The 16,238-nt window shown below is 53.9% G+C and carries 11 protein-coding genes and 5 pseudogenes; 12 read left to right on the forward strand and 4 right to left on the reverse strand.

Annotated elements, in window-relative coordinates:
- Positions 1-337: 337 nt before the first annotated feature.
- Positions 338-1,331: pseudogene (locus GPJ68_RS16125) on the reverse strand (IS110 family transposase).
- A gap of 307 nt (positions 1,332-1,638) precedes the next feature.
- On the opposite strand from GPJ68_RS16125, the gene arsR reads away from it, so the two are divergent.
- The 5 genes and pseudogenes from arsR to arsC all read left to right on the forward strand — a co-directional run bounded on the left by arsR (position 1,639) and on the right by arsC (position 5,943).
- The gene (gene arsR, locus GPJ68_RS16130) at positions 1,639-1,992 is read left to right on the forward strand and encodes an As(III)-sensing metalloregulatory transcriptional repressor ArsR (RefSeq protein ID WP_025376942.1); all 354 of its coding nucleotides are present in this window, start codon (positions 1,639-1,641) and stop codon (positions 1,990-1,992) included.
- A gap of 47 nt (positions 1,993-2,039) precedes the next feature.
- Complete coding sequence (arsD, locus tag GPJ68_RS16135) at positions 2,040-2,402, forward strand: arsenite efflux transporter metallochaperone ArsD (protein ID WP_049015829.1); 363 nt, start codon at positions 2,040-2,042, stop codon at positions 2,400-2,402.
- A gap of 16 nt (positions 2,403-2,418) precedes the next feature.
- Positions 2,419-4,169, forward strand: a pseudogene (gene arsA / locus GPJ68_RS16140) (arsenical pump-driving ATPase).
- A 46-nt stretch (positions 4,170-4,215) separates the two neighbouring features.
- Positions 4,216-5,505 carry an arsenic transporter gene (locus GPJ68_RS16145; protein WP_031591992.1) on the forward strand — a complete coding sequence of 430 codons (1,290 nt, stop codon included), beginning with the start codon at positions 4,216-4,218 and terminating at the stop codon, positions 5,503-5,505.
- 12 nt (positions 5,506-5,517) lie between these two features.
- Positions 5,518-5,943: a glutaredoxin-dependent arsenate reductase gene (gene arsC / locus GPJ68_RS16150; RefSeq protein WP_031591991.1), complete on the forward strand. Its 426-nt coding sequence runs from the start codon at positions 5,518-5,520 to the stop codon at positions 5,941-5,943.
- A 159-nt stretch (positions 5,944-6,102) separates the two neighbouring features.
- On the opposite strand, the pseudogene GPJ68_RS16155 reads toward arsC, so the two are convergent.
- Both GPJ68_RS16155 and tnpB (GPJ68_RS16160) read right to left on the reverse strand, forming a co-directional pair.
- Positions 6,103-7,640: pseudogene (locus tag GPJ68_RS16155) on the reverse strand (IS66-like element ISKpn24 family transposase).
- Between the two features lie 48 nt (positions 7,641-7,688).
- Positions 7,689-7,892, reverse strand: a pseudogene (tnpB, locus tag GPJ68_RS16160) (IS66 family insertion sequence element accessory protein TnpB); the annotation flags it as partial.
- Positions 7,893-7,974: 82 nt separating this feature from the next.
- On the opposite strand from tnpB (GPJ68_RS16160), the gene GPJ68_RS16165 reads away from it, so the two are divergent.
- From GPJ68_RS16165 to GPJ68_RS16175, 3 genes and pseudogenes are all read left to right on the forward strand, one after another.
- Entirely contained in the window at positions 7,975-8,379 is a 405-nt protein-coding gene (locus tag GPJ68_RS16165; RefSeq protein ID WP_003031976.1) for a transposase, read from the forward strand.
- The gene (gene tnpB / locus GPJ68_RS16170) at positions 8,376-8,723 is read left to right on the forward strand and encodes an IS66 family insertion sequence element accessory protein TnpB (RefSeq protein WP_021563201.1); all 348 of its coding nucleotides are present in this window, start codon (positions 8,376-8,378) and stop codon (positions 8,721-8,723) included. Before GPJ68_RS16165 ends, tnpB (GPJ68_RS16170) begins: the two co-directional genes overlap by 4 nt.
- Positions 8,724-8,771: 48 nt before the next feature.
- Positions 8,772-10,309, forward strand: a pseudogene (locus GPJ68_RS16175) (IS66-like element ISKpn24 family transposase).
- Between the two features lie 201 nt (positions 10,310-10,510).
- Here the strand turns inward: GPJ68_RS16175 and GPJ68_RS16180 are convergent.
- On the reverse strand, positions 10,511-10,741 hold the full coding sequence (locus tag GPJ68_RS16180; RefSeq protein WP_024193449.1) for an amidase family protein: 231 nt from the start codon (positions 10,739-10,741) through the stop codon (positions 10,511-10,513).
- A gap of 12 nt (positions 10,742-10,753) precedes the next feature.
- Here GPJ68_RS16180 and istA point away from each other — a divergent pair, with 12 nt between their 5' ends.
- The 4 genes from istA (at position 10,754) to fecA (ending at position 16,236) form a co-directional block, all read left to right on the forward strand.
- Positions 10,754-11,878, forward strand: a complete 1,125-nt coding sequence (gene istA / locus GPJ68_RS16185; RefSeq protein ID WP_032237994.1) for an IS21 family transposase — start codon at positions 10,754-10,756, stop codon at positions 11,876-11,878.
- Between the two features lie 475 nt (positions 11,879-12,353).
- On the forward strand, positions 12,354-12,875 hold the full coding sequence (gene fecI, locus GPJ68_RS16190; RefSeq protein WP_001572456.1) for an RNA polymerase sigma factor FecI: 522 nt from the start codon (positions 12,354-12,356) through the stop codon (positions 12,873-12,875).
- Complete coding sequence (gene fecR, locus GPJ68_RS16195; protein ID WP_017146590.1) at positions 12,872-13,825, forward strand: ferric citrate uptake sigma factor regulator FecR; 954 nt, start codon at positions 12,872-12,874, stop codon at positions 13,823-13,825. The genes fecI and fecR overlap by 4 nt, the downstream gene beginning before the upstream one ends.
- Positions 13,826-13,911: 86 nt before the next feature.
- A complete protein-coding gene (fecA, locus tag GPJ68_RS16200) occupies positions 13,912-16,236 on the forward strand; it encodes a TonB-dependent Fe(3+) dicitrate receptor FecA (RefSeq protein ID WP_045354824.1) in 2,325 nt (774 codons plus the stop codon).
- Positions 16,237-16,238: the final 2 nt, after the last annotated feature.

A 16,238-nucleotide genomic window follows, 5' to 3' on the forward strand; every position in this document is an offset into this window, starting at 1 on the left:
GCGCTTGCACGGGCCTACGTTTCTGTAGGCCGGGTAAGGCGTAGCCGCTACCCGGTAATAGGGGTCCGCTTGGAAAACGGAATCTATGGTCACTCCCGTTTTTGCAACACCGATTTTGACGACAAGTTGGCTTGCTTGAATCTATCCGGCGTCTGAATGGGATTTTATTCCCGCGCCTCGATGAGTTCCGCGCCTGATGAACCTCCAGAAAATATACGGCTTCAATGAGCCTTTCCGTTTTACAGGTTCCTCAACAGGCCGGTGGGCCGTTAGTATCATCAATATCAGTATTCGCAAAACCAGATGAATGATTGTTTAAACTGGTGTATTTCTGCCTTTATGCTTCGTAAGTTTGCTGTCGCGCCGTCAGTGCCCAGGCTATTCTGGCCAGCTTGTTTGCCAGAGCACAGTGACGACAAAGTTGCTTTTCCGACACAAAACTCCCTGACCCAGTCGGCCAACTTGCCAGACTGGTGTTCCAGTTTTTGTATGAATACCCTGGCACACTGAACCAACAAAGTTCGGATCTTTTTGTTGCCCGCTTGCTAATCCCTAACAATGTCGTCCGACCTCCCGTGCTGTACTGTCGGGTACAGCCCTGTTGCCGCCGCAAAGTCACGGCTGCTGGCGTACTGCTTCCCGTCGCCAATCTCAGTTGAAATAGTACTGCAGTCAGCGTTCCAACGCAGGGAATACTCAGCAAGCGCTGTCCAACCTCATCTTCGTCCAACTTTCGTTTCAACTGAGATTCCAATCTTTAATCTGCTCAACAAGATAGTGATAATGCTGTTGTAATTTCAGCAGTAACTGGCTGAGATAAAGAGGCAAACTACTGTCCTCAAGAAGGTACTCAGTCGACTAATAACGGCAGCACCTCGCGGAACGCTGATACCAAATTCCAGCAGAAAAGCATGCATCTGATTAGTTGTTTTCACCTTATCCTGAACCAGGGATTCACGGACACGATGCAGAGCTCGCATTGCCTGCTGAGATTCGGTTCTGGGCTGCACGAAACGCATAGATGGACGTGATGCTGCTTCACAGATAGCTTCAGCATCAAAGTCATTTTTGTTGCTTTTAACGAATGGGCGGACAAATTGCGGTGATATCAGCTTTGGAAAATGCCCTAACTCTGCCAGCTTGCGTGCCATAAAGTGAGAACCGCCACAGGCTTCCATCGCGATGGTTGTTGCCGGGCATGTCGCCAGAAATTCGATTAGCTTTGGTCGGGTGAATTTTTTACGGTAAACGGCCTTCCCACGATGATCCTGACAATGAATATGGAAAGAGTTCTTACCCAGATCGATACCAATAAGCGCAATGTTTTCCATGATGGTTCTCCGAATGAAAGCCTGTCCTCAGCATAGTACTGGGAAGGAGGGAGTGACCATCTCATTAAAAATCCCACGCTAAGGTGATTTATTGTTCATTGTATGGTGCTGCCTTACTTATCAGTACCCTATCGTTAAACTTTTTCTTTTCACAACAAAGATGAAATTTTGCCCGTATTGCTCCGACTCCGTTGTTCCTGTTATCTACCAATGAAGAATTAACACTAAACGAATTCGATATAACATATATGTTTTTGACTTCCTGGTTTAGAAGCGCGACACTATTCATTCAACGCAGGAGGTCACGATGTCATCAATTTCACCCCTACAACTCTTTAAAAGCCTGTCCGATGAAACCCGTCTGGGTATCGTCCTTCTCCTCAAAGAGATGGGTGAACTATGCGTATGCGATCTCTGCACGGCGCTGGAACAGTCGCAGCCTAAGATCTCCCGTCATCTGGCAATGCTACGTGAAAGCGGATTGTTGCTGGATCGCAAGAATGGGAAATGGGTTCACTACCGCTTATCTCCGCATATTCCTTCATGGGCTGCTCAGGTTATTGAGCAGGCCTGGTTAAGCCAACAGGACGACGTACAGGCTATCGCCCATAAGCTGGCATCAGCTAACTGCTCTGGTAGCGGCAAGGCTGTCTGCATCTAAAAAATTTGCCTGAACATATATGATTTTTCAAATGTGAGGTGTTCATGATGAAAACGTTAACGGTGTTTGACCCGGCTATGTGTTGCAGTACCGGCGTCTGCGGTACAGATATTGATCAGGTTCTGGTTGATTTTTCTGCGGATGTACAGTGGCTAAAACAGCGTGAAATTCAGGTTGATCGTTATAACCTGGCACAGCAACCCATGAGCTTTGTACAGAACGAAAAAGCCAAAGCATTCCTTGAGGCATCCGGGGCTGAAGGGCTTCCATTGTTGTTGCTGGACGGCGAAATGGTGATGGCGGGGCGTTATCCGAAACGTGCAGAGCTGGCCCGCTGGTTCGGAATACCGCTGGATAAAGTAGGATTAGCATCTAAAAGCTGCTGCGGTGGTAATACTTCTTGTTGCTGAAATGTCAGGAGGACATATGAAATTCTTACAGAATATCCCACCTTACCTGTTTTTTACCGGTAAAGGGGGCGTCGGTAAAACCTCTATTTCCTGTGCCACCGCTATCAGCCTGGCGGAACAAGGCAAGCGGGTTTTGCTTGTCAGCACCGATCCGGCTTCAAACGTAGGCCAGGTGTTCAGCCAGACTATTGGCAATACCATTCTGCCGGTGGCCTCTGTACCGGGTCTTTCAGCGCTGGAAATTGATCCTCAGGCCGCCGCCCAGGAATATCGGGCCAGAATCGTTGATCCTATCAAAGGCATTCTGCCGGATGATGTCGTTAACAGTATTAACGAACAGCTCTCTGGTGCATGTACCACCGAAATTGCAGCTTTTGATGAATTTACCGGTCTGTTGACTGACGCATCATTATTGACCCGCTTTGACCATATTATCTTTGATACCGCGCCAACCGGTCACACTATTCGTCTTCTCCAGTTGCCCGGTGCGTGGAGTAGCTTCATTGAGAGCAATCCTGATGGTGCTTCCTGTCTTGGCCCGATGGCAGGGCTGGAGAAACAGCGTGAGCAGTATTCACACGCCGTCCAGGCATTGTCTGATCCGGATCGTACGAGGCTGGTTTTAGTGGCTCGACTGCAAAAATCAACGCTTCAGGAAGTCGCCCGTACTCATGATGAGCTTGCGGCGATAGGTCTCAAAAATCAGTATCTGGTCATCAACGGCGTGTTACCTGAGACAGAAGCAGTCAACGATACTCTGGCGGCTGCAATATGGGGCCGGGAGCAGGAGGCGCTGGCAAGTCTTCCCGCTGGTCTGGACGCTCTCCCTACTGACACATTATTCCTTCAACCAGTGAATATGGTCGGTGTGTCTGCTTTAAGGGGACTTCTCACCTCCCAACCTGAGACGGCTTCATTTGCTGAAGTGTCCGCCCTGCAAAAACCAGCGATATCGTCGTTGTCTGCTCTGGTTGATGAGATTGCCCTTAATGAACACGGCCTGATTATGCTGATGGGTAAAGGTGGCGTGGGTAAAACAACCATGGCTGCGGCCATTGCAGTCAGACTGGCCGAAATGGGATTTGATGTGCATCTCACGACGTCAGATCCTGCTGCACACCTGAGCACAACCCTCAATGGAAGCCTCAATAACCTGCAGGTCAGCAGAATCGACCCTCATGATGAAACAGAACGTTATCGCCAGCATGTCCTTGAAACGAAAGGACGTGACCTGGATGAAGCAGGGAAACATCTGCTGGAAGAGGATTTACGCTCTCCGTGTACCGAAGAGATTGCTGTGTTCCAGGCCTTCTCACGGGTGATCCGTGAAGCGGGTAAACGGTTTGTCGTCATGGATACGGCACCGACAGGACATACATTGTTGCTGCTTGATGCTACCGGGGCATACCACCGGGAGATAGCAAAGAAAATGGGAGATAAAGGCCATTTCTCTACGCCAATGATGCAGCTTCAGGATCCGGAAAGAACAAAAGTATTACTGGTCACTCTGCCGGAAACGACCCCCGTTCTTGAGGCTGCAAATTTTACAAGCCGATCTTGAACGTGCCGGGATTCATCCATGGGGCTGGATTATCAATAACAGTCTTTCCATCGCTGAAACCCGTTCACCTGCTTCGTCAGCGCTCGCAGCAGGAACTGCCTCAAATCGAGGCTGTAAAGAACCAGCATGCTACCCGTGTTGCACTGGTTCCTGTTCTTGCGGCAGAGCCAACCGGTATAGACAAACTCAAACAGCTCGCAGGTTAATTTTTACTATATACAGGGCAGTCATGCTGCCCTGTCAGGAGGTTTTATGTTACTGGCAGGAGCAATTTTCATCCTGACCATCGTGTTGGTTATCTGGCAGCCGAAGGGGTTAGGGATTGGCTGGAGCGCCATATTTGGCGCAATACTGGCACTCATATCTGGTGTAGTACACATTACCGACATTCTGGTGGTATGGAATATCGTCTGGAACGCCACAGCAACCTTTATTGCCGTGATTATCATCAGTTTGCTGCTGGATGAGTCTGGCTTTTTTGAATGGGCAGCATTGCATGTTTCCCGCTGGGGAAATGGCCGGGGTCGCCTGCTGTTTACTTATATCGTTCTGCTCGGTGCTGCGGTAGCAGCGCTATTTGCCAATGATGGTGCAGCTCTCATCCTGACGCCGATCGTTATTGCCATGTTGCTGGCTCTGGGATTCAGTAAAAGCGCTACGCTGGCATTTGTAATGGCTGCAGGGTTTATTGCCGATACCGCCAGCCTGCCGCTGATTGTGTCGAACCTGGTCAATATTGTTTCTGCTGACTTCTTCCATCTGGGATTCACGGAATATGCCTCCGTGATGGTGCCTGTGGATATTGCCGCCATTATTGCCACGCTGGTGATGCTGCATCTGTTTTTCCGCAAAGATATCCCACCGACCTATGATCTGAACCGACTGAAAGAACCGGCTCTTGCTATCAAAGACCCGGCGACGTTCAGAACTGGCTGGATTGTATTAATCCTTCTGCTGGTAGGTTTTTTTGTGCTTGAGCCGCTGGGTATTCCTGTCAGCGCTATTGCGGCTGTGGGTGCTGCTATCCTCTTTTTCGTGGCTAAAAAAGGTCATGCCATTAACACCGGTAAAGTCCTGCGTGGTGCACCGTGGCAGATTGTGATTTTCTCACTGGGAATGTATCTGGTTGTTTATGGGTTGCGTAATGCCGGGCTGACAGAATACCTCTCTGGCGTATTGAATTTATTTGCAGACAAAGGACTTTGGGCTGCCACATTTGGCACGGGATTCCTGACAGCATTCCTGTCATCCATCATGAACAACATGCCTACTGTATTGATTGGCGCATTGTCGATCGATGGCAGCACCGCATCGGGTGTCATCAAAGAAGCAATGATTTATGCCAATGTCATCGGTTGCGATCTGGGACCTAAAATTACGCCTATTGGTAGCCTGGCAACGCTACTCTGGCTGCATGTACTTTCACAGAAGAACATGACAATCACCTGGGGATACTATTTCCGCACCGGGATTATCATGACTCTGCCTGTGCTGTTTGTAACGCTGGCCGCGCTGGCGCTACGTCTCTCTTTCACTTTGTAATGAGATACTGATATGAGCAACATTACCATTTATCACAACCCAGCCTGCGGCACCTCTCGCAACACGCTTGAGATGATCCGTAACAGCGGTACAGAGCCGACCGTTATTCATTATCTTGAGACACCACCATCACGCGATGAACTGGTTAAACTTATTGCGGATATGGGGATCACAGTACGAGCGCTGCTGCGTAAGAATGTCGAGCCTTTTGAAGCATTAGGGCTGGCGGAAGATCGCTTTACTGACGATCAGTTAATCGACTTTATGTTACAGCATCCTATTCTGATTAACCGCCCGATTGTGGTGACGCCACTGGGGACCCGGCTGTGTCGTCCTTCAGAAGTGGTGCTGGATATTCTTCCGGATGCACAAAAACACGCGTTCACCAAAGAAGATGGTGAAAAAGTCGTTGATGATGCAGGTAAACGACTGAAATAAATCCTAAGGGGCATTTGCCCCTTTATATTTTACTTTGCCAGCCACCCTTGATGATGCTTTCCATAGCGACATTATTCTGCTTTTTATGAGTCACGTGCAAAAAGGAATGATGCCTGCACAGGGTAAGCGTGCAGCGAGAACCGTATTGACGGGGATGTGTTATTCAGTTGGCAGTGCTACGCGCCAGGGGAGTAGTTCGCTGACCCGGTTTATCGGCCAGTCAGCTATAACATCAAGCACATGGCGAAGGTAGCTTTCTGGCTCCACTCCGTTCAGTTTGCATGTCCCGATCAGGCTGTACAGCAGCGCTCCCCGCTCCCTCCATGATCCGAACCGAAGAACAGGTAGTTTTTGCGGCCCAGGCTGACCATCCGTAGCGCATTCTCAGCTATGTTGTTATCTGCCTCGGCCCAGCCGTCGTCAGTATAGTAAGCCAGCGCCGGCCACTGGTTCAGTACGTACGTGAACGCTTTCGCCAGTTCTGAGTGTCGCGACAGCGTTTTCACCTTTTCACGCAGCCAGCTTTCCAGGGATTTCAGCCGCGGTTTAGCTTTTTGCTGACGTTCTGCAAGGCGTCGCTTCGCCGGCATCCCCCTTATTTCCGCCTCGATGGCATATAACTCACCGATCCGTTTCAGGGCTTCCTCCGTCAGCGCTGACGGGGTGCGAACGTGCACATCGTGGATCTTGCGGCGGGCATGAGCCCAGCAGGCAGCTTCCGTTATCTGTCCATTGCGGTACAGTTCGTTGAACCCGGCGTACGCATCCGCCTGCAGAACACCGCTGAAGCCAGCGAGATGGCTCTGCGGGTGGATACCTTTTCTGTCCGGGCTGTAAGCGAACCACACTGCCGGCGCCAGCTCTGACCCGGCGTTACGGTCGTCACGAACGTACGTCCACAACCGCCCGGTCTTCGTTTTCTTATTACCTGGCAACAGCACCGGGACAGGCGTGTCATCAGCATGGAGCTTACCGTCAGTCAGCACATAGTCCTGAAGCGCCCCTTCCAGCGGTGACAGTAGCCGGCAACACGCATCCACCCAGCCCGACAGCAGTGAGCGGCTCAGCTCCACACCCTGGCGGCCGTATATTTCAGACTGGCGGTACAGCGGGGTGTGCTCTGCATACTTTGAACTCAGCACGCGGGCCAGCAGCCCCGGTCCTGCGATACCCCGCTCGATGGGCCGTGAAGGCGCGGGGGCCTGCACGATGGCATCGCACTGAGTACAGGCATGCTTTTCACGTACTGTCCGGATAACCCGGAAGGCGCTGCGCATCAGCTCCAGCTGTTCGGCGGCATCTTCACCCAGGTAACTCAGCGCACCACCACATTCCGGGCAGCATGACGCTGCCGGCAGCAGCCGTTTTTCGTCACGGGGAAGTGATTCAGGGAACGGTTTGCGGGTACGGGTCTGCCGCAGCGGGCGCTGCACGGCCGGGTCATCCACCCGGCCGGTAAGGGTATCGCTTTCTTTCTGCAACTGCTTAAGGTCGGCTTCCATCTTCGCGATACGGCGGGAGACTTTTTCGGAGCGGCTGCCGAAGTTCATCCGGCGCAGCTTATCCAGTTGCGCCTGCAGGTGATCTATTTCGCGTTCACGCTCGTTCAGCTTTTCCAGAAGGGCACGGTTCAGCGCCTCCTGTTCGGCAAGGAGACGTTTCAGTTCATCGATATCGTCAGGAAGTAAGCTGTTCATACCGGGTATATTACCAGGCTCATTCAGCGTCGACCAGGATAAAGAGGCCTACAACATAGTCAGTGACGTAAGCAGTCTTTTAGGCTGCCGCCAGTCGATACCTTCAAGGAGCATCGCCAGCTGTGCCGGTGTGAGGAACACTTTGCCATCCCGGGCTGACGGCCAGGCGAAGCGGCCGCGCTCCAGCCGTTTGGTCAGCAGACACAGTCCATCGCCGGTAGACCAGAGGAGCTTTACCTGACTGCCATTACGCGTAAGCGTCGTCTCAGCACCGTCTGGCAGATCCTGAAATTCCTGAGAGGATAATGGACACCAAATATGGTGGACGCTATCCATGAAATCATTAACCGCAGTGCGTAAAAAAAGCCCTAATTATCCCGTTGAGTTCAAAATCAAAATGGTTGAACTCTCGCATCGACCAGAGATCTCCGTAGCGCAACTCGCTCGTGAGCATGGGATCAACGATAATTTGCTGTTCAAGTGGCGCCAGTACTGGCGCGAAGGAAAACTACGTCCTCCTTCAACAACAGAAAACAACGTGCCTGAGCTGCTCCCGATAACACTTGATGCCGAAGATGTTGTCCCTGCAACCTCCCCCCGGTCACAACCTGTAGCTGCTGCGGCACCTGAATCACTCAATATCAGCTGTGAAGTGACGTTCCGGCACGGATCACTCCGTCTGAATGGTGCCATCAGCGAAAATATCCTGAACCTGCTGATACGGGAGCTCAAACGTTGATCCCATTACCATCAGGGACAAAGATCTGGCTGGTCGCTGGCATCACCGATATGAGAAACGGCTTCAACGGCCTGGCGGCAAAGGTGCAGACGATGCTGAAAGACGATCCGATGTCAGGTCACGTTTTTATCTTCCGTGGGCGTAATGGCAGTCAGGTAAAGCTCCTCTGGTCTACCGGCGATGGACTGTGTCTGCTGACCAAACGGCTGGAGCGCGGCCGCTTCGCCTGGCCGTCAGCCCGGGATGGCAAAGTGTTCCTCACACCGGCACAGCTGGCGATGCTCCTTGAAGGTATCGACTGGCGGCAGCCTAAAAGACTGCTTACGTCACTGACTATGTTGTAGGCCTCTTTATCCTGGTCGACGCTGAATGAGCCTGGTAATATACCCGGTATGAACAGCTTACTTCCTGACGATATCGATGAACTGAAACGTCTCCTTGCCGAACAGGAGGCGCTGAACCGTGCCCTTCTGGAAAAGCTGAACGAGCGTGAACGCGAAATAGATCACCTGCAGGCGCAACTGGATAAGCTGCGCCGGATGAACTTCGGCAGCCGCTCCGAAAAAGTCTCCCGCCGTATCGCGAAGATGGAAGCCGACCTTAAGCAGTTGCAGAAAGAAAGCGATACCCTTACCGGCCGGGTGGATGACCCGGCCGTGCAGCGCCCGCTGCGGCAGACCCGTACCCGCAAACCGTTCCCTGAATCACTTCCCCGTGACGAAAAACGGCTGCTGCCGGCAGCGTCATGCTGCCCGGAATGTGGTGGTGCGCTGAGTTACCTGGGTGAAGATGCCGCCGAACAGCTGGAGCTGATGCGCAGCGCCTTCCGGGTTATCCGGACAGTACGTGAAAAGCATGCCTGTACTCAGTGCGATGCCATCGTGCAGGCCCCCGCGCCTTCACGGCCCATCGAGCGGGGTATCGCAGGACCGGGGCTGCTGGCCCGCGTGCTGAGTTCAAAGTATGCAGAGCACACCCCGCTGTACCGCCAGTCTGAAATATACGGCCGCCAGGGTGTGGAGCTGAGCCGCTCACTGCTGTCGGGCTGGGTGGATGCGTGTTGCCGGCTACTGTCACCGCTGGAAGGGGCGCTTCAGGACTATGTGCTGACTGACGGTAAGCTCCATGCTGATGACACGCCTGTCCCGGTGCTGTTGCCAGGTAATAAGAAAACGAAGACCGGGCGGTTGTGGACGTACGTTCGTGACGACCGTAACGCCGGGTCAGAGCTGGCGCCGGCAGTGTGGTTCGCTTACAGCCCGGACAGAAAAGGTATCCACCCGCAGAGCCATCTCGCTGGCTTCAGCGGTGTTCTGCAGGCGGATGCGTACGCCGGGTTCAACGAACTGTACCGCAATGGACAGATAACGGAAGCTGCCTGCTGGGCTCATGCCCGCCGCAAGATCCACGATGTGCACGTTCGCACCCCGTCAGCGCTGACGGAGGAAGCCCTGAAACGGATCGGTGAGTTATATGCCATCGAGGCGGAAATAAGGGGGATGCCGGCGAAGCGACGCCTTGCAGAACGTCAGCAAAAAGCTAAACCGCGGCTGAAATCCCTGGAAAGCTGGCTGCGTGAAAAGGTGAAAACGCTGTCGCGACACTCAGAACTGGCGAAAGCGTTCACGTACGTACTGAACCAGTGGCCGGCGCTGGCTTACTATACTGACGACGGCTGGGCCGAGGCAGATAACAACATAGCTGAGAATGCGCTACGGATGGTCAGCCTGGGCCGCAAAAACTACCTGTTCTTCGGTTCGGATCATGGAGGGAGCGGGGAGCGCTGCTGTACAGCCTGATCGGGACATGCAAACTGAACGGAGTGGAGCCAGAAAGCTACCTTCGCCATGTGCTTGATGTTATAGCTGACTGGCCGATAAACCGGGTCAGCGAACTACTCCCCTGGCGCGTAGCACTGCCAACTGAATAACACATCCCCGTCAATACGGTTCTCGCTGCACGCTTACTCTGAAGTTTCTGGATCGAGCTGACCTTTCTCCGTCAGGAATGACTGAATCGCCCGCACTTTGATGGCATTTTCGGAAGGTAAGACATCATGATTTGATATGCTGACTCCACTGTAAGTGATTCATAACTGATTGCTCCAGCCTGTTGGCTGGAGCAAAGAAAATTAAAGGGCGGGATGAGTGCGATGCCAGTCAGTAACCTGCTGCCACGCCCAGCCAGACTGTATCAATGCGGTTTCGCCAAAATGTGGTGCAACAAGCTGGAAGGCGATTGGTGCGCCTGCAGCAGTACGCCCGCAGGGCAATGTCAGAGTTGGGTGGCAGGTCAAATCAAAAACGCTGGTGTAACGCAGCACACCACTGAACAGTGTTTCGTCCTGACCAAACATGCTCATGAGGACTTTTACATGATAAAGCAAATGCGCCAGCAGGGTGCGTATATTGTTGATATTGCCACTCAGGTTGGTTGCTCTGAGCGGACTGTCAGACGGTACCTGAAATACCCGGAACCTCCGGCCAGAAAAACACGCCACAAAATGGCCAAACTCAGGCCGTTCATGGACTATATCGACATGCGTCTGGCTGAGAATGTCTGGAACGGCGAGGTCATCCTCGCGGAAATCAAAGCGATGGGTTATACCGGCGGACGCTCCATGTTGCGTTACTACATCCAGCCAAAACGTAAGATGCGGCCATCGAAGAAAACGGTTCGCTTCGAAACTCAGCCCGGTTACCAGCTCCAGCATGACTGGGGAGAAGTTGAGGCTGAGGTTGCCGGGCAACGATGCAGGGTTAACTTCGCGGTTAACACGCTGGGGTTCTCACGTCGCTTCCATGTCTTCGCGGCACCAAAGCAGGATGCTGAACATACCTATGAGTCACTGGTCCGCGCCTTCCGCTACTTCGGCGGCAGCGTGAAAACCGTGCTGGTCGATAATCAGAAAGCCGCAGTGCTGAAAAATAACAACGGGAAGATGGTGTTCAACTCCGGGTTCCTGCTGCTGGCCGATCACTATGGCTTCCTGCCACGGGCATGCCGTCCACGAAGGGCCAGAACCAAAGGTAAGGTGGAGCGGATGGTGAAATACCTCAAGGAGAACTTCTTCGTCCGGTACCGCCGGTTCGACAGCTTCGCCCAGGTTAATCAGCTACTGGAGCAGTGGATGGCTGACGATGCCGACAGGCGAGAACTTCGCCAGTTCAGGCAGACACCGGAACAGCGCTTCACGCAGGAACAGGAGCATCTGCAGCCGTTGCCGGATACGGACTTCGATACCAGCTACTTCGATATCCGTCATGTCTCCTGGGATGGCTATATCGAGGTTGGCGGAAACCGTTACAGCGTGCCGGAAAGCCTGTGTGGCCAGCCGGTATCAATACGGATCTCGCTGGATGATGAACTGCGGATCTACAGTAATGAGCAGCAGATGGCATCGCACCGTCTCTGTTCGGCTGCATCCGGCTGGCAGACCGTGCCGGAGCATCACGCCCCGCTCTGGCAGCAGGTCAGTCAGGTGGAACCCGAAATCTGATTTATTCAACAAAGCCGCACCAAATCATCACTCGAAGATATTCAGGCATGGTACATCCGCGGCAAGCCCCTAATTTGTACTGAGGGGCAAAGTGAAAAAAGTTACTTTTTGTTGAAACGACAGTTAGCAATAACCCCCGCTTGCGGGGGCCATACCCACCAGGAGCAAACGCAGAAAGCCCGAGATACTTCTGCTGTACCGGGGGCTGGCGACATTTCAGGCAACACTCATAGTTGACATCCTCCCCGCCCTAAAGGGCGGGGAGGATGTCAATAATAGCAGACCACATCATGATGTCATTCTGACCGACAGATGCCAGAAGCAGAGGATCCATCCCATTTTATACTTACCTTATAACACTTAGAAAAACAACATGTTAAAAATGTTTATTGGAAACAATTTTATTTACAATTGTAATGATAACCATTCTCATATTAATATGGCTACGTGATAATTAACTTTTGATGCACTCCGCATGTCTGACCGTGCCACTACCACAGCTTCCTTAACGTTCGAGTCGCTTTATGGCACCCATAACGGCTGGTTGAAAAGTTGGCTGACGCGCAAACTCCAGTCTGCTTTTGATGCAGATGACATTGCCCAGGACACTTTTTTGCGGGTAATGAGCAGCGAAACGCTCTCGACGATCCGCGATCCTCGCTCTTTCCTGTGCACTATCGCCAAACGCGTGATGGTGGACCTGTTTCGCCGAAACGCGCTGGAAAAAGCGTATCTGGAGATGCTGGCGCTTATGCCGGAGGGGGTAGCGCCTTCACCTGAGGAACGCGAAAGCCAGCTCGAGACCCTACAACTCGTCGACAGCATGCTGGACGGGCTAAACGGAAAAACACGTGAAGCGTTTCTGCTTTCGCAACTGGATGGCCTGACATACAGCGAGATTGCGCACAAACTCGGTGTTTCCGTCAGCTCCGTGAAAAAATACGTGGCGAAAGCCGTCGAGCACTGCCTGCTGTTTCGTCTGGAGCATGGGTTATGAATCCTTCGTTAACCGATTCCCGCCGTCAGGCGCTGCGTTCAGCTTCCCACTGGTATGCCGTGCTAAGCGGCGAGCGCGTCAGCCCACAACAGGAAGCGCGCTGGCAACAGTGGTATGAACAGGATCAGGATAACCAGTGGGCCTGGCAGCAGGTTGAAAACCTGCGCAACCAGCTTGGCGGTGTGCCTGGCGACGTTGCCAGCCGGGCGCTGCACGATACCCGCCTCACCCGCCGTCACGTGATGAAAGGATTACTGCTGTTGCTCGGCGCTGGCGGAGGCTGGCAACTCTGGCAGTCGGAAACCGGCGAAGGTCTGCGGGCAGATTACCGCACCGCCAAAGGCGCAGTCAGCCGTCAGCAACTGGAAGATGGCTCCCTGCTCACGCTGAATACCCAAAGCGCGGCGGATGTGCGTTATGATGCGCATCAGCGCACCGTCCGGCTCTGGTACGGTGAAATCGCCATTACTACCGCGAAAGATGCGCAGCAACGCCCCTTCCGCGTCCTGACCCGTCAGGGCCAACTCACCGCTTTAGGGACAGAATTTACCGTCCGCCAGCAGGATAATTTCACGCAGCTTGACGTGCAGCAGCACGCCGTGGAAGTGCTTCTCGCCAGTGCCCCCGCGCAAAAACGCATCGTGAACGCTGGTGAAAGCCTGCAGTTCAGCGCCTCTGAGTTTGGCGCAGTGAAACCGCTGGATGACGAGAGTACAAGCTGGACGAAGGGCATCCTGAGCTTCAGCGATAAACCGCTGGGTGAGGTGATAGCCACGCTAAGCCGTTACCGCAACGGCGTGCTGCGCTGCGATCCCGCCGTTGCCGGGCTGCGCCTGAGCGGGACGTTCCCGCTGAAAAATACCGATGCGATCCTGAACGTTATCGCTCAAACGCTTCCCGTTAAAATTCAGTCTATTACGCGGTACTGGATAAACATTTCACCGCTGTAAGAAAAATAATTCTCATTTCGATTGTCCTTTTTACCCTTCTCGTTCGACTCATAGCTGAACACAACAAAAATGATGATGGAGAAGGTATGACGCCGTTACGCGTTTTTCGTAAAACAACACCTTTGGTTAACGCCATTCGCCTGAGCCTGCTGCCGCTGGCCGGTCTCTCGTTTTCCGCTTTTGCTGCACAGGTTGATATCGCACCGGGATCGCTCGACAAAGCGCTCAATCAGTATGCCGCACACAGCGGAATTACCCTCTCGGTTGACGCCAGCCTGACGCGCGGCAAGCAGAGCAACGGCCTGCACGGAGATTACGACGTCGAGAGCGGCCTGCAACAGCTGCTGGACGGCAGCGGACTGCAGGTAAAACCGCTGGGAAATAACAGCTGGACGCTGGAGCCCGCGCCCGCGCCAAAAGAAGATGCCCTGACCGTGGTCGGCGACTGGCTGGGCGATGCGCGTGAAAACGACGTATTTGAACATGCTGGCGCGCGTGACGTGATCCGCCGTGAGGATTTCGCCAAAACCGGCGCAACCACCATGCGTGAGGTGCTTAACCGCATCCCTGGCGTCAGCGCGCCGGAAAACAACGGCACCGGCAGCCACGACCTGGCGATGAACTTTGGCATCCGGGGCCTGAACCCACGCCTCGCCAGCCGCTCGACCGTCCTGATGGACGGCATCCCCGTCCCCTTTGCCCCTTACGGTCAGCCGCAGCTTTCACTGGCTCCCGTTTCGCTCGGCAACATGGATGCCATTGACGTGGTGCGCGGTGGTGGTGCGGTGCGTTACGGACCGCAGAGCGTGGGCGGCGTGGTGAACTTTGTTACCCGCGCCATTCCGCAGGACTTTGGTATCGAGGCGGGGGTGGAAGGTCAGCTCAGCCCAACCTCTTCACAAAACAACCCGAAAGAGACGCACAACCTGATGGTGGGCGGCACAGCGGACAACGGTTTTGGCACCGCGCTGCTCTACTCCGGCACGCGCGGCAGTGACTGGCGCGAGCACAGCGCCACCCGCATCGACGACCTGATGCTGAAAAGCAAATATGCGCCGAATGAGGTGCACACCTTCAACAGCCTGCTGCAATATTACGATGGTGAAGCCGACATGCCCGGCGGCCTGTCCCGCGCGGATTACGACGCCGATCGCTGGCAATCCACCCGCCCGTATGACCGCTTCTGGGGCCGTCGCAAGCTGGCGAGCCTGGGCTACCAGTTCCAGCCGGACAGCCAGCATAAATTCAACATTCAGGGGTTCTACACCCAGACCCTGCGCAGCGGCTACCTGGAGCAAGGCAAACGCATCACCCTCTCGCCGCGTAACTACTGGGTGCGCGGTATTGAGCCACGCTACAGCCAGAGCTTTATGATCGGCCCTTCCGCGCACGAAGTGGGCGTGGGCTATCGCTATGTGAATGAATCAACGCATGAAATGCGTTACTACACCGCCACCAGCAGCGGGCAGTTGCCGTCCGGCTCAAGCCCTTACGACCGCGACACGCGTTCCGGCACCGAGGCGCACGCCTGGTATCTGGATGACAAAATCGACATCGGCAACTGGACCATCACGCCGGGTATGCGTTTCGAACATATCGAGTCATACCAGAACAACGCCATCAAAGGCACGCACGAAGAGGTGAGCTATAACGCACCGCTTCCGGCGTTGAACGTGCTCTATCACCTGACTGACAGCTGGAATCTTTATGCAAACACTGAAGGCTCGTTCGGCACCGTACAGTACAGCCAGATTGGCAAGGCTGTGCAAAGCGGCAATGTGGAACCGGAAAAAGCGCGAACCTGGGAACTCGGTACCCGCTACGACGACGGCGCGCTGACGGCGGAAATGGGGCTGTTCCTGATTAACTTTAACAATCAGTACGACTCCAACCAGACCAACGACACCGTCACTGCACGTGGCAAAACGCGCCATACCGGGCTGGAAACGCAGGCACGTTACGACCTGGGTACGCTAACGCCAACGCTTGATAACGTTTCCGTCTACGCCAGCTATGCGTATGTGAACGCGGAAATCCGCGAGAAAGGCGACACCTATGGCAATCAGGTGCCATTCTCCCCGAAACATAAAGGCACGCTGGGCGTGGACTACAAGCCGGGCAACTGGACGTTCAATCTGAACAGCGATTTCCAGTCCAGCCAGTTTGCGGATAACGCCAATACGGTGAAAGAGAGCGCCGACGGCAGTACCGGCCGCATTCCCGGCTTCATGCTCTGGGGCGCACGCGTGGCGTATGACTTTGGCCCGCAGATGGCAGATCTGAACCTGGCGTTCGGTGTGAAAAACATCTTCGACCAGGACTACTTCATCCGCTCTTATGACGACAACAACAAAGGCATCTACGCAGGCCAACCGCGCACGCTGTATATGCAGGGGGCGTTGAAGTTCTGATG

Origin of the sequence: Citrobacter sp. 172116965 (assembly GCF_013458095.1) — a bacterium.
Classification (GTDB): domain Bacteria; phylum Pseudomonadota; class Gammaproteobacteria; order Enterobacterales; family Enterobacteriaceae; genus Citrobacter; species Citrobacter braakii.

What these genes read in the sequence shown, in the direction of transcription:
- arsR (WP_025376942.1), top strand. Translation starts at nt 1,639, where the DNA reads ATGTCATCAATTTCACCCCTACAACTCTTTAAAAGCCTGTCCGATGAA.
- arsD (WP_049015829.1), top strand. Translation starts at nt 2,040, where the DNA reads ATGAAAACGTTAACGGTGTTTGACCCGGCTATGTGTTGCAGTACCGGC.
- GPJ68_RS16145 (WP_031591992.1), top strand. Translation starts at nt 4,216, where the DNA reads ATGTTACTGGCAGGAGCAATTTTCATCCTGACCATCGTGTTGGTTATC.
- arsC (WP_031591991.1), top strand. Translation starts at nt 5,518, where the DNA reads ATGAGCAACATTACCATTTATCACAACCCAGCCTGCGGCACCTCTCGC.
- GPJ68_RS16165 (WP_003031976.1), top strand. Translation starts at nt 7,975, where the DNA reads ATGAAATCATTAACCGCAGTGCGTAAAAAAAGCCCTAATTATCCCGTT.
- GPJ68_RS16180 (WP_024193449.1), bottom strand. Translation starts at nt 10,741, where the DNA reads ATGAGCATGTTTGGTCAGGACGAAACACTGTTCAGTGGTGTGCTGCGT.
- istA (WP_032237994.1), top strand. Translation starts at nt 10,754, where the DNA reads ATGATAAAGCAAATGCGCCAGCAGGGTGCGTATATTGTTGATATTGCC.
- fecI (WP_001572456.1), top strand. Translation starts at nt 12,354, where the DNA reads ATGTCTGACCGTGCCACTACCACAGCTTCCTTAACGTTCGAGTCGCTT.
- fecR (WP_017146590.1), top strand. Translation starts at nt 12,872, where the DNA reads ATGAATCCTTCGTTAACCGATTCCCGCCGTCAGGCGCTGCGTTCAGCT.
- fecA (WP_045354824.1), top strand. Translation starts at nt 13,912, where the DNA reads ATGACGCCGTTACGCGTTTTTCGTAAAACAACACCTTTGGTTAACGCC.